General features: G+C 52.1%; 15 protein-coding genes and 1 riboswitch. Of the genes, 2 read left to right on the forward strand and 13 right to left on the reverse strand.

All coding sequences use genetic code 11. The features are described from left to right. Position 1 precedes the first annotated feature (1 nt). From M988_RS15435 to M988_RS15495, 13 genes are all read right to left on the reverse strand, one after another. Positions 2–730: an energy-coupling factor ABC transporter permease gene (locus M988_RS15435; protein ID WP_008812546.1), complete on the reverse strand. Its 729-nt coding sequence runs from the start codon at positions 728–730 to the stop codon at positions 2–4. Next, positions 727–1467, reverse strand: a complete 741-nt coding sequence (locus tag M988_RS15440) for a cobalt-factor II C(20)-methyltransferase (protein WP_130996287.1) — start codon at positions 1465–1467, stop codon at positions 727–729. The genes M988_RS15435 and M988_RS15440 overlap by 4 nt, the downstream gene beginning before the upstream one ends. Beyond that, the gene (gene cbiK / locus M988_RS15445) at positions 1467–2258 is read right to left on the reverse strand and encodes a sirohydrochlorin cobaltochelatase (RefSeq protein WP_061060469.1); all 792 of its coding nucleotides are present in this window, start codon (positions 2256–2258) and stop codon (positions 1467–1469) included. The genes M988_RS15440 and cbiK overlap by 1 nt, the downstream gene beginning before the upstream one ends. A 15-nt stretch (positions 2259–2273) precedes the next feature. After that, entirely contained in the window at positions 2274–3101 is an 828-nt protein-coding gene (locus M988_RS15450; protein ID WP_064574902.1) for a cobalt-precorrin-6A reductase, read from the reverse strand. A gap of 86 nt (positions 3102–3187) precedes the next feature. Further along, complete coding sequence (locus M988_RS15455; RefSeq protein ID WP_008812542.1) at positions 3188–3928, reverse strand: precorrin-3B C(17)-methyltransferase; 741 nt, start codon at positions 3926–3928, stop codon at positions 3188–3190. Continuing rightward, positions 3928–5037: a cobalt-precorrin 5A hydrolase gene (locus M988_RS15460; protein WP_064574907.1), complete on the reverse strand. Its 1110-nt coding sequence runs from the start codon at positions 5035–5037 to the stop codon at positions 3928–3930. The genes M988_RS15455 and M988_RS15460 overlap by 1 nt, the downstream gene beginning before the upstream one ends. Continuing rightward, complete coding sequence (locus tag M988_RS15465) at positions 5018–5791, reverse strand: cobalt-precorrin-4 methyltransferase (RefSeq protein ID WP_039187364.1); 774 nt, start codon at positions 5789–5791, stop codon at positions 5018–5020. The genes M988_RS15460 and M988_RS15465 overlap by 20 nt, the downstream gene beginning before the upstream one ends. After that, on the reverse strand, positions 5784–6353 hold the full coding sequence (locus tag M988_RS15470; protein ID WP_039187367.1) for a decarboxylating cobalt-precorrin-6B (C(15))-methyltransferase: 570 nt from the start codon (positions 6351–6353) through the stop codon (positions 5784–5786). The genes M988_RS15465 and M988_RS15470 overlap by 8 nt, the downstream gene beginning before the upstream one ends. Continuing rightward, on the reverse strand, positions 6343–6945 hold the full coding sequence (locus M988_RS15475) for a cobalt-precorrin-7 (C(5))-methyltransferase (protein ID WP_039187370.1): 603 nt from the start codon (positions 6943–6945) through the stop codon (positions 6343–6345). The genes M988_RS15470 and M988_RS15475 overlap by 11 nt, the downstream gene beginning before the upstream one ends. After that, a complete protein-coding gene (cbiD, locus tag M988_RS15480; protein WP_008812537.1) occupies positions 6942–8105 on the reverse strand; it encodes a cobalt-precorrin-5B (C(1))-methyltransferase CbiD in 1164 nt (387 codons plus the stop codon). Before cbiD ends, M988_RS15475 begins: the two co-directional genes overlap by 4 nt. Further along, a complete protein-coding gene (locus M988_RS15485; RefSeq protein WP_039187436.1) occupies positions 8102–8746 on the reverse strand; it encodes a cobalt-precorrin-8 methylmutase in 645 nt (214 codons plus the stop codon). The genes cbiD and M988_RS15485 overlap by 4 nt, the downstream gene beginning before the upstream one ends. Before the next feature lie 49 nt (positions 8747–8795). Next, complete coding sequence (cbiB, locus tag M988_RS15490; protein ID WP_039187438.1) at positions 8796–9749, reverse strand: adenosylcobinamide-phosphate synthase CbiB; 954 nt, start codon at positions 9747–9749, stop codon at positions 8796–8798. After that, the gene (locus M988_RS15495; protein ID WP_039187373.1) at positions 9749–11113 is read right to left on the reverse strand and encodes a cobyrinic acid a,c-diamide synthase CobB; all 1365 of its coding nucleotides are present in this window, start codon (positions 11111–11113) and stop codon (positions 9749–9751) included. The genes cbiB and M988_RS15495 overlap by 1 nt, the downstream gene beginning before the upstream one ends. Before the next feature lie 174 nt (positions 11114–11287). Further along, positions 11288–11480: riboswitch (cobalamin riboswitch) on the reverse strand. Positions 11481–11683: 203 nt separating this feature from the next. On the opposite strand from M988_RS15495, the gene cobD reads away from it, so the two are divergent. Then, positions 11684–12763 (forward strand): threonine-phosphate decarboxylase CobD, encoded by a 1080-nt coding sequence (gene cobD / locus M988_RS15500; protein ID WP_064574909.1) that lies wholly within the window; start codon positions 11684–11686, stop codon positions 12761–12763. 309 nt (positions 12764–13072) lie between these two features. Next, positions 13073–13627, forward strand: coding sequence for a Dps family protein (locus M988_RS15505; protein ID WP_008812532.1), 555 nt, complete (start codon positions 13073–13075; stop codon positions 13625–13627). The last annotated feature ends 46 nt before the right edge of the window (positions 13628–13673 follow it).

The following is a 13673-nucleotide window of genomic DNA, read 5'->3' on the forward strand; positions in this document are numbered from 1 at the left end:
TTTAGTGACTCCTTGCGCCAATCAGTTGGCGTTTGCAAAGCTGGTCATAAATTAGAACGGTCAGAAGTCCTTCAGCGATCGCAATGGGCACCTGTGTCAGACAGAATATCGCCATAAACTTGGTGACCGACGCCATGACCCCAAGCTGAGGGTCGGGGAAAGCTAACCCCAACTGCACTGACGTGACAAAATACGTCACCAGATCCGCCAACGCAGCGCACAGGAACACCGCTACATCACGGCGAATGCCCGCCCGCGTGGCTAATTTCCACACCACGTAACCCGCCATCGGGCCAATGACCGCCATTGACATACCATTGGCGCCCAGCGTGGTTAAACCGCCGTGGGCCAAGAACAGCGCCTGAAACAGTAAAACAATTGCGCCCAGTACCGACACCACCCACGGCCCAAATAAAATTACCGCCAGACCAACGCCGGTGGGGTGTGAACAGCTACCGGTTACCGAAGGTATTTTCAGCGCCGACAGCACAAAAATAAAGGCGGCACACAGCGCGAGCAGAACCTTTTTATCACTATCATCACGCACGATATTTTTTAGCCGCGTCGCGCCAATCACCAGACAGGGCAAAAACATCAGCCACCACGCCAGCGCCCAAAACGGAGGCAGAAAACCCTCCATGATATGCATGGCAAAAGCCTCCTGAGGCGCTAACGTCAGCAGAACGGCTAATGCCATTCCATAGAGAGGAAATCGTTGGAGATTTTTCATTGATGCTCCTTAGACTGTTTTGTCGACACGGTGCGATTGACCAAGATCGTTGAGAAATATGGCAGCACAGTCTGCTCGCTAATCTCATCAAGATGACGGAAACACTGTTCATTAGGCAGCGACGCCTCGGCCATTAACATGGCGTGATCCAGTAGGTTTAAGCGTCGCAGCAGTTCACGTATCTGCGGCACTCGACCGTAGACTTTCATCATCACGACGCATTCATGATTCCGCAGAGCCTGCTCCAACTCCGATTCTGGAGCCGTACAAGCCACCACCGCCATCGACTGTTGTTCCATCGCCAAAGGAAACTGGGCGCGAGCAGCAATACAGGCAAATGAGGTGACCCCAGGAATAATTTCGATATCGACTCCACCCTGCAAGCGCTCAAGCAAAAATACCCACGTGCTAAACAGCATCGCGTCACCAAGCGTGATAAATCCTACCTGCAGCCCGTGGTCTGCATCGGCGCGCATCTCTTGCGCGACACCGTCCCATGCCGAGCTCTTTTCGCCCTGATCGGCACTCATTGGAAAGTGGCGCTCTTTAATTTCCAGATCAGGCCGCAGATATTCGCGCACAATAGACAACGCTAGGCTATCTCCGCCTTTTCGCCCCGCGGGTGCATACAGCACGTCCAACGTCGCCAACTGGCGCGCCGCGCGCACCGTGATGAGATCGCTACTGCCGGGTCCCGTGGATATCGCCCAGACTTTACCTTTCACCGATATGTTCATCAGGCGACCTCCTCCACGTCGTTAATCACCTCGTGTAAATGCTCGACAAACATCTGTTGAATCAACGGATTCTCTCCTAGGCCTTGCAGCCAAGGAGTGGCCTCGATCCCCGCCTGAGCCAGTTGAGTTTTCCACGAATCCTCTTCATCGGAAGCCATATCGTTAATCGCATGGTCGCCAGCCACTAACATCAGCGGCATGAGGTGAACATGGCGTACATGTTGCCGCTGCAAACGTGCGACCACATGATGAATTTCGGGATAACTCTCCACGGCGCCGACCACCGCGGGGATCTGATGAGCCATCAGCATGTGGTCTAAGCAGGCGTAGGCAGCAAAGGCGTGATGCGTCGCACCGTGTCCCATAAACACCACGCGCTCATCATCTGCCAACGCGGGCATTTGTGACTGCATCGCGCCAATCAACTGCTCAAAATCTTGATGGCTGCTCAGCAAAGGCGCACCAATGCGAATACGCTTGAACATTCCCGCATGAGCGTTGACCTGCATCACGACTTTTTCATATTCGTCGCCGTTGATGATGTGTAATGACTGGATCACGACATCCTGATAGCCTTGATCTGCCAAACGCATCAGTGCCTGATGAGGGTTATCAATATTCATCCCATCACGCTTTGCCAACTTGCGGATAATCATCTCCGAGGTGAAGGCGCGAAACGCATCGCGATCGGGGCAGGACGCTGCTAAGCGGCGCTCACAGGCGTCAATGGTTTTCTCTCGCGTCTCGTGATAGCTGGTACCAAAACTGATAATCAAAATGGCTTTTTTCATCATTTTTCTTCCGTATTAATTATTCTGAAGCTGCAACCAGCTCGCCAGATGGGGTTCCAGTTCAGCCAGTGACGTGACTTGAGTTTGCCCAGCAACGAATAGTTCTGGTGGACGGCAAATTACGATGCAGTGAATGCCCAACGCCAGACAAGGCGCGACCTTTTGCTGATAGCCTCCTTCAGCACCTGACTCTTTGGTGATCACGACGTCGGCCTGACAATGACGATAGGTGGCATGATTCATCTCGGCGCTAAATGGCCCTTTCAACGCCAGCACGTTGTCAACGCCGAGCCCCAAATCACGGCACTGCATCAATACTTCTGGCGTCGGCAACACCCGGGCAAACAGATTTCGGTCCGCTAGCAAACGCACAAAATCAGCTAACTGTTTACTGCCTGTCGTCAATAAAATGCGCGCCCCAAGATTGCGAGCCAAAACGCATGCCTCTTCCACGCTAGAAACTTTGTGTAGCAGCGGATGTTCTAACGCCTCAATTTCACTCGGACGCAGGTAGCGCGTCAGCGTGATATGCAGCTCGGAACAAGCTCCAGCAATATTGGCACTCAGCACACCCGCATAGGGGTGCGAGGCGTCGATAACGTGGGTGATATTTTGCTGTTGCAGCCATGCACTCATTTGAGACGCGTCCATACGACCGACTATAATTTCGCCCTTGATCTCGCCAGCCAACTCACGACCCGCATCGGTCGCTACCGATAGGCTGTAACTCACCCCTATAGCATCAAGACGTTGGCAAATACGGCGTGCATCTGAGGTTCCACCAAAGACATGAAGTCGGAATTCTTTTGCGGTCGCGTTATGAGACATATCGTTATTAAACATCCTCTTATCCCCAAAGTAATCGGCGTTGCATTAAGGCAGCAAGTCAGTGGCTCGGGTCAACGAGCGCAGCTAACGGAGAGGCAACTTCAGGCATCACTGGGGTCTAGAACATAACCGCGCGGCGTAATCATCAGGCCATCCTGACAATAGGTGGTCTTGTTCCCCACAATCACCAAACTGGTCATATCAACGTTTTCGAAATCCATCTCACCAAAGGTAGTGATCCATTTTTCCTGCTTCTTACGTCCCGCCGCTTTCACCACGCCAACGGGAGTGCTCGCAGCGACATAAGGACGCATCAGATCAAAAGCGCGGGAGAGATGTTCTGCGCGACCACGACTGCGAGGGTTGTAGAAACAGACCACGAAATCGGCCTGCGCAGCGGCAATCACCCGCTGTTCGATGACCGGCCACGGCGTTAACAGATCGCTTAGGCTGATATGGCAAAAATCATGCATCAGCGGCGCGCCTAGCAACGAAGCCGCTGCGGTGCTGGCGGTAACACCCGCGATAAGCTTCACTTCGACATCCAGTTTTTGCTTAGTGACCAGCTCAAGAATCAATCCCGCCATGCCATAAATGCCGGCATCGCCGCTGCTGATCAGCGCAACTTTTTTACCCTCAACCGCTAAGTTCAAGGCTTCTTGGCAACGCTCAATCTCTTTGCACATGCCGGTTTTGATCACCTCTTTATCGGTGGTCAACGCCTTTACCAGATGGGTGTAAGTTTTGTAGCCCACGATAATGTCCGCGTCACGGATCGCTTCGATGGCTTCTAGCGTCATCATGGACTGACTGCCCGGCCCAATGCCGATTACATATAACATCAGAAAGTTTCCTGAAGAGTTAAGGCTAAGGTGAGAGTTACGCCCTGTTCACGCAGCGTTTCTCCAACGAATTTTCCGCCGCCATATTTCTCAAGCAGCAGCCACGCCGCAGGCTGTGAAACACACCCCACGCCCACGGTCTTACGTACAAATTCGGAACACGGAAAACGGTGTTCATGCTCACGAAGCGCATCGGGAGTAAACAGGTGAAAGGGCACCGCATAACGCTGCGCAAGCTGTTGCAGCGCGGCCTCATCCTGTTTGAGAGTAATACTGCCGATTGCGCGAAACGCTAACGGATCGATGTTTAACAAGGTCAGTTGCTGCAACAGCAGATGATGTACCGTGGCAAAAGGTGTATCTCGGCGGCACCCCACGCCCAGCACCACACGCTTCGGCACAAGTTTGAAAACGGGCAGCGTCAACGGCGGCAAATTTGCCTGCCATGAAATACACACCAAAGCCGTGAGATCCGGCAGCGCCGCCAGATCGTCAACCACAATAAATCCGCGCCGATCTTGCTCACTCACATGCTCGTCGAACATCGGATCAATCCATAGACCAACACGATCGCCACTCACCAGCAGCTGGTTGACGCGTTTCACTCCCTGACGAAAATCAGCCAGCTGCGCGTCGAGCCTCTGCGCTAGCATATCCAGCGCGGCGACCTCGTTAACATCGGTGGCGGTCGTTATCACCGGTTCTGCCTCTATCAGCGCGGCGATTTGTCGCGCTAGCCGATTAGCTCCGCCCAGATGCCCAGACAACAGGCTAATTGCATGCTGGCCCCGCTCATCGAGCACCACAACCGCAGGATCTTGCAATTTGTCTTGCAGCAGCGGAGCCAGCACCCGTACCACGATGCCGGTCGCGCCAATGACCACCAGCGCATCAAAACGCGTGAATGCCTGAGCCATACTGGCGGCAAAAGATCCGTCAAACGTACTGAATCCAGACACTGCAAGTTTTTCACTAGTGAAACTCTCACTGTATAGCGATATCTGCGGCAACATCGGCTGTAGGCGTTGCGCCAAGCGAACGCCGCCCGGCGTCAGGCAAAACAACGCTAGCGAATTCAGCTTCGTTGCCTCAGGCCTGACGGTATTCATGGCTAAAACCCGCGTCGTACAGCTTGGAATAGTGGTATTCATCACCTAAAAATGCGCCAACTAAAATCAGCGCAGTTTTGCGAATACCCGCATCACGCACTCGTGGGGCAATATTCTCCAAGGTGCCACGCACCGTTTGGTGATCCGGCCACGTCGCTTTATACACAACGGCCACCGGCGTTGTGGCTGGGTAGCCACCGTCGATCAGGCGCTGAACAACGTCTTCGATTTCCTGAACCGATAGAAAAATAGCCATCGAGGTTTGATGAGCAGCAAATGACTCCAACGACTCACGTGCTGGCGTTGGCGTTCGCCCCGACATTCGCGTGATCACTAAGCTTTGCGAAACCTCTGGTACTGTGTATTCCACGCCAAGCTGCGAAGCCGCACCTAAAAACGAGCTAACGCCCGGTACTGAGCTAAACCCGATGCCCAGCTTACCCAACTCTTCGCCCTGTTCACGGATAGAGCCGTACAGTGACAAATCACCGGTCTGTAAACGCACTACTCGTTTTCCTGCACGTACCCCCTCCACCATCAGATCGATAATCTGTTGGAGATTTAAACCTGCGCTGTCGTGGCACTGCGCCTGCGGCTTACAGTAGTTCAGCAGATCGTGATTAATCAGCGATCCGGCATAAATCACAACATCGGCCTGTGACAAAATCCGGTGCCCTTTCAGCGTAATCAGCTCAGGATCGCCCGGCCCTGCGCCGATGAAATAGACCTGTGAAGGGTCGATAGGCTCAACCATGCGTTTGCTCCTTACGGCAGGAAATCAAGTAAGTCGGATTGTTCGGTTTGAAATAGTGTCCGCTGCCCAAGGCGGTGAGACGGGATACCTGAATCAGGCTGCTTTCTAGCTCGGTAACAGCGCGGTTTTGTAGCTGACTGAATGCCTGCTGATAGTTTTCCAATAGAATGAAATTCATCACCAGACTACCGCCGTCGTTAAGCAGCCCTAATGACCAGTCGATAATGTCAGCAAGGTTTCCTCCGCTACCGCCGATGAATATCGCATCAGCGCGTACGTCTAACGGCAGCGGTGCATCAGCATCAACAATCGCTATATTGGGACAACCGAAATGGCGGCAGTTGTCAGCGATCAGCGCCAGCGCTACGGGGTTACGTTCGATGGCGGTAATCTGTAAATCGGGGTAACGTAAAGCGGCTTCTAGGGAAACACTGCCGGTTCCCGCGCCTACATCAATCAGGCGTTTCGCCGTTGGCAGGTTCAGACGCTCCAGTGCCGCTAGACGGACTTCCTCTTTGGTCATCGGCACTTTATGGCCGCGCAAAAATAGATCATCTTTCATTGAGGATCACCACTACGTTCATGGCATACGCTTGCTGTACCTTTTCAGGCGGCAAGATATGGATACATTCATCGGGATAAGTCAGGTTCTCGCCGATAACCAGCGTGCGCTTTTGTCCGCGGAGGAGGATCTCTTGGGCGATCTGATAAGGGCCAATATGCAAATCCGTGACCATTGCCACTTTGTCGTGCTGCAAGATGAAATTGAAATCCGGCTTTTTACCGTGGCTGCTGGTGATGTAGATGTCATTCATATCGATGGCAATCTGCGAGAAGAGATACTGAATCGAGCTAATTCCCGGTACGATCCGGATCTTGGTCGGTTCGAGATCTTGCGATAGCCGTTTACCGATGCCGAATAGCATCGGATCGCCCGACGCCAACACTACGATATTGCGATCGGCATTGCATTGTAGCCACGCCGCAGCTTTAGCCAGATCGGTGCCAATTGAGCGTTTTTCTCCTTGGAAATCAGCACACGACGCTAAATGACGCGGCCAGCCGACCAACACATCGGCTTGCGCAATTAAACGCAGCGCTAGCGGGGTGATGTAATCCAGATCTCCTGGCCCCATACCAACTATGTGAATCATAACGACTCCTTTTCGTAGGTCATTTGTGTGTGGAGCGCTGACACAATCTCGCTGATTGGACGGTTACTTCCGAGCACAACGTTGTCGAATGAAAACAGCACTACATCGCAGCAAAAAGGTTGTGGAGCAAAACGCAGCATTTGTTTCACCCGTTCACCAATGGCCTGTGCAATATCATCATAAACAGCCTGCCAACCCTGCTGTTCAATCAGCTCCATTGCAGCTTCCGTCGTGCTGCATTCAAAGACCGCGCGCAGAAATTCATGCGGGGCCCCCAACAACGCCAATCGAGCAACCAGTGTTTCCATCCGCCCATCGGCAATATGGCTGTGGGTATGAAAAATCCCCGCCGCGACTTTGATCAGTTTGCCTAAATGCCCCACCAGCACTACGTGCTGGAATCCCAGTCGCTGTGCCTCTTGCAGCATATAGCCAACGAAATTACTCATAGTCACCACGCGCTCAGCGTCAATTTGCATATGTTCCTGCACGAAGCGTTCGCCGTGGTTACCCGGCACCAAAATCACACTTGTCATGCCCTGAGCGCGCTTCATTTCCAATTCAAGAGCCAGCGAACGTTTCCAGCTCTCTTCCGACATTGGGGTCACAATGCCGGTGGTGCCGATAATCGAAATTCCCCCCAGAATGCCTAACCGCCCGTTATAGGTTTTTTGCGCCCGCTCCTCACCCTCAGGGGCGAAAATCACGATATCAGCGCCGCGTTCGGGACCTATGACTTCACGCACCGCCTGCTCAATAGTTTGTCGCGGTGTACGGTTTATTGCCGCGCTACCGATAGGTAGCCCAATCCCCTTACGCGTAACGGTACCGACCCCTTCACCACCGCCGATGGTAATGCTGCCGCTGTCATTAAGTGCGACCTGCGCAAAAATCAACATTCCATGGGTTGCATCAACGTCATCTCCGCCGTCTTTGCGTATAGCCGCACTGGCTTGCTGCCCGCAGATGAGCGGTTGTTCAACGTTTAGCCGTAACGTGATGCCAGAAGGGGTCACAATCGAAACCTGATTAATCACCTGCTGACGTAGCGCCATCAACGCCGCCACTTTAGCCGCTGCCGTAGCACAAGAACCGGTGGTGTAGCCCTTGCGATAGCTTTTGCCGTTATGCCACAGCGTATCCAGCCCGTTTTCACTCATTGCGCATCTCTCATGTGATACAGAATGGCGTTAACAATTGCAGCGGCAATATTGCTGCCCCCTTTACGCCCTAGCGCAGCGATGTTAGGCACATGGCTTTCCGCCAGCGCCTGTTTAGATTCCGCGGCACCAACAAAACCGACCGGAACACCGATCACCGCCGCTGGCGTCATCACGCCCTGCTGATACAGTTCGAGCAACCGAAACAACGCGGTAGGCGCATTACCAAACACAAACAGCTTTTCACCCGATTCTTGCGCCGCTAAATCCACCGCAGCCATCGAACGAGTGATGCCCTGCGTTTTAGCGATATCTACAGCGCGGGGGTCTGCGATGTAGCACCTCCACTGACAACCTAAGCGTTCCAGCTGTGTTTTATTGATGCCAGATAGCGCCATCGTGGTGTCGGTATAAATCGTGCAGCCGTTGCGCAGCGCCTGAGTAATTCGACCTAGTACGTCAGGTGAGAAATGCAGAATATCCAACCATTCAAAATCAGCGCTGGTATGGATAGTTCGCTTGATGATTTTTTCTTGTATTTCATCGACAAAGCGATAGCTAGGGCGCTCTTCGGCAATAATCTGCGAGATAATTTCAAAGCTCTGTTGCTCGATGTTTTGGGGATTTTTGTTGTAGTCCATGGTCAACCCTGAGTTATTCGTCATGCCCTACCCGCCTTTTTAAAAAGTCTCACATCACAATCAGCCATCTGACTAGCGCAAAGAGCGCTAATGCCAGCGCGGAAGCCGTCATCATCAGACGGATGCTCAAGCGAATATCCTGAATATCGATCTCGCGTTCTTCATCGCCGATCCACGGTTTATCTACGAGCTCACCAAAGTATTTATTGGGTCCGCCAAGGCGAATACCCAGCGCACCAGCCACCGTGGCTTCAGACCATGCGCAGTTCGGGCTTTTATGCAGATACCGATCGCGCCAGCCAATTTTGAACGCCTGTTTACCGTTAAGGCACAGCAAGCGGGCGGCAAGGCTTAGCAACAGCCAGCTCAAACGAGCAGGAATCAGATTGGCAAGATCATCCATGCGCGCAGACACACAGCCGATAGCGCGATATTTCTCCGTGCGGTACCCCACCATCGAGTCGAGGGTGTTAACCGCTTTGTAAGCCATCATCAGCGGGACACCGCCAATAAACAGGAAAAAAAGCGGCGCAATCACGCCGTCAACGCTGTTTTCAGCTACCGTTTCAACTACCGCTCGGGTCACTTGTGGACGATCCAGTTCAGACGTATCACGCCCGACGATGTAGGAGAGCTGACGGCGGCACTCTTCCAGCGAACCGTTTTGAAGTGCCACATAGACGGCCATCGCCGCGTCGCTTAAGCAGCGTCCCGCCAATAGGGTGTAGATAATCCACACCTGTGCAGCCCAGCTAAGCCAAGGGTTAATCTGGGTTAGAAACGCAAGCAGCGCGTAGGTCGCCCCCCAACTCACCCCAACCACAATCAGCCACAGGCAAGCGCCTCCTATATAGAGAGAGGTTGTGGTGTGACAGAACGCTCGGATCCGGCCTTGGAGAAAGGTAATAAAATTGCCGATCCAACGCACCGGATGCGGCCACGTGGGTGGATCGCCTAAACGCAAATCCAGCAGATACGCCACTAGGCAGGCGGAGAAACTGATCACAGGGCTCTCCCTCGTTCTAGCCAGTGCTTCAGCATTTCCGGTCTCTGATAAAAGTGCACGTGCAGATAACTCGCCAACGTATTCCCTCGCTGGTAGCCTCCCTGCCAGCGTTGTAACGTGACGCCATCGCGCTGTTTTTCAAACTGGAACGCACACGGAATATCTGCGTGAAAATCCGAGTAATGAAATTCATGGCCGCGCAGAGTTTCCCCCCGTGCCGCCAGCACGGTGTCTTGCTGCGCCGTGGCCTGACAGTAGCCAAATCGCTTGAGCCGCCCTTCCATTCGGCTTTCGCCGGCAAAAATACCGGTCATCTCGTGTGTATTTCCATTTTGATCTTTCAGGCTAGTGCCGAGATACATCAGCCCGCCGCATTCCGCATAGATAGCCACGCCGCGCTGATGTGCGTCACACAATGACTGACGCATAGCGTGATTTTTCGTTAACGTTTCAGCATGTAATTCAGGATAGCCACCACCGATATAAACCATCTGGCATTCGGGCAGAGCAGCGTCTCGCAGCGGGCTAAAGCGCACGATGTTGACGCCGATTTGCTCAAGCAACTGTAAATTATCGGGATAATAAAAGTGGAAGGCTTCGTCATCGGCTAAAGCCATCGTTAAACCACGGCCTGATTCAGATGCAGGTAAACTCGGTGCGCTGGCATTGGTGGCCGGCTCAACGTTACTCAGCGCCAGTAGACGATCAAGATCGATATGTTGTTCGAGGAGGTCAGCCAGCGTGTTCCACTGTTCATCCATGTCATGCTGTTCGTGGGCGGTGATTAAGCCTAGATGGCGCTCGGGCAGGCTGACGTTAGGCAACGAGGGAATGCGACCGAGAACGGGGACTTGGGTATATTTCTCAATGGCTTGTTTTAACAACTGATAATGGGGTTCACTGTTAACTCGGTTAACGATAACGCCAGCGATACGCACTTCAGGATCGAAATGGCAAAATCCCAGCACCGTTGCTGCCGCCGAGGTAGAAACGGCTTTGCCATCGATCAGCAAGATCACGGGACAGCCAAGCTGTTTCGCCATACCAGCACTGCTGCAATAGTTGGGATCGGTGCCGAAGCCGTCGTACAGCCCCATCACACCTTCTATCACCGCAATATCAGCGGCCTGCATATGTTGGTTATACAGCCAATTGAGCGTAGACGCAGGTAACATGAAGGCATCCAGATTGCGTGATGCAACACCGGAGACAGCGCTGTGCCACCCAGTATCAATGTAGTCGGGCCCAACTTTATACGGCTGAACCTTTAAACCGCGGCGGGTAAATGCCCGCAGCAGTCCGAGGGTCAGCGTGGTTTTGCCACAGCCGCTACCGGTTCCGCCAATCAGAAATGCCTTCATCAATTCGCCTACCTAACAAAAAAGCCCATCCTGATGGATGGGCTTTGCGTTGTCATAGCAGCACGCTGCACCGCCGCCTATGCGGCGACATGCAGGGAAACAATGACAACTCACTTCCCACCGAAGGAGCTGAAATTAATAGAAATACCCGAATAAAATCACGCAACAGCGATCAATCAATTGGGCTTACAGGCTGGTCTTCTGGCTTAGCGTCATCCTTACCCACACCTTCCCGATATCGTTCAGTGGCATCTTGTGGGTTCGTCGGCATCACAGCAGCGGGGGCTGCGGAGGAATTGTATTGGAATACGCACCTCCTTCCTGACGTCCTTACGGAACGTCAAAAACCTGTATGTCTTAGTTTCATTTTGTAATCTGGGATATACCCTAGTCATTCGAGTTGCATTGAGGCGGCAAATGAACACAGCCAATAAAAAGGCAACTTGAAGTATGCTGGGTATACAAGGTAAATCATTAGACATAGAGATACCCACTGTGAGATCAACAAAAACCGAGAATAAACAGTAAATGGGTTAACATATCGTCGTTATTCAGGAAGCGAGAATATCTATGGCCATTAGCAGCCAGCACGGCGGAAACATTTTAGAAACCGCACTCACTCTAGGCGTTTCTCCTCACGCCATTATTGATTTTAGCGCCAACATCAATCCATTAGGCATGCCTGAATCCCTTAAGCACGCCATCATCAACCAGATGGCAGTAGCAGAAAAATACCCCGACGTAGAATACCGTGAACTACACGCAGCGCTGGCTCGACATCATGATTGTCCTGATGAATGGGTGATGGCTGGCAATGGAGAAACCGAACTCATATTTGCGTTGGTCAATCAACTCCAACCTGCTAAAGCACTGTTGCTTACCCCCGGTTTCGCCGAATATCGACGCGCATTAATGCGAATTGGCTGCAAGATTGTCGATTATGCTCTGCTCGAAGAAGAGGGGTTTCAACCCGATGAGCGCTTGCTTGAAGCATTAACTCCGGATCTTGATTGCCTATTTTTATGCACGCCCAATAATCCGACCGGCTTGCTGGTGGATAAAAGCTTGTTGATGGCGATAGCTGACCGTTGCCAGCAGATGAATATTGCGTTGATTTTAGATGAGGCTTTTCTTGATTTTATACCGACTGAATCAGGCTTCATCCCTTTATTAGCTCAATATCCTCATCTCTATGTGCTGCGTTCTCTGACCAAATTTTTCGCTATTCCTGGCCTACGCTTAGGCTATTTGGTGAGCGCCAATGCGCCGCTAGTCACGCGGATGAAACAGCAGCGCGAACCATGGACTATCAACGCGTTTGCTGCGTTAGCGGGCGAAATTATTCTGGATGATGTGAATTACATCGCCGCAACCCATCGCTGGCTGGCAGAAGAGCAGCCAAGAATGCTCGCGGCATTGGAAGCATTGCCGCAGCTCAAAGTGTGGCCTCCTACGGCGAACTATCTTTTTGTACGCTGCACCAATAGTCGCATTAACCTGCAGCAGGCGCTGTTAGAGCACCATATTTTGATTCGCCATTGCGCCAATTATCCGGGGCTTAGCGCAGATTATTATCGTGTGGCGATCAAGGATTCACGGGATAACGATCGTCTGATTGCCGCATTAACGCAGATTTTATCGGATGGCTGAAGCCCGCTACCCTGCTTCGTGTAGTGAATTAATTCAAGGTTGGAGAGAAGGTAGCGAAAACGGGTTTCATAGATAAGCTCCGCATAAAAAATTCACCCGTATTATCCGAAAATGAGATTACTGCGGATCGTTCTGAGAGGCAGGTGCTAAGGGAAAAGCATGTCAAGGTGTACAGATTCAGGTACAGGAATGGCGCTAATTGTCATACATATTGAGCTCTAATTTTGTGAGGATGATCTATACTGATTCCGTACTAAACAGTGACTAGACTGCGAGTGGTGAATCTATCAATACCCTTAGGAGATGAAGATGAGCACACCAAAATTGGACAAAAGCAAAGTCGGTGACGCTAAAAAACGTCAATTCATTCCTCTGGCAACCCCAAGCGATTTGGGCGCTGAGGCAACCAAAGAAATCAGTGGTGCAATGAATGCCATTCTTGCTGATATCTATGCGCTTTACTTGAAAACCAAAAACTTCCACTGGCATATGAGCGGTCCACATTTCCGCGATTATCATCTGCTACTGGACGAGCAAGGCGCAGAGCTATTCGCAATGACGGATGATATTGCCGAGCGCGTACGTAAAGTGGGCGGCATGACCCTGCATTCAATCGGACAGATCTCTAAAATGCAGCGTATTAAAGATAATAATGCTGAGTACGTTGAACCACTGGATATGCTGGCTGAACTGTGCGAAGACAACAAGCTGTTAGCCGCAGAACTGCGTGCAGCACATGTTGTGTGTAGCGAACATAATGACGTTTCAACCACTAGCCTGATTGAAAATTGGGTAGATCAAACCGAACGCCGCGTGTGGTTCCTGTTTGAAGCCTGCCGCCAGTCACAAACCTCTGGCCACTAGTTTTTTTGGCGAGAACGGCAAAAGCAGACCTTCGGGTCTGCTTTTT

It is taken from the genome of Hafnia paralvei ATCC 29927, from assembly GCF_001655005.1.
GTDB classification, from domain to species: domain Bacteria; phylum Pseudomonadota; class Gammaproteobacteria; order Enterobacterales; family Enterobacteriaceae; genus Hafnia; species Hafnia paralvei.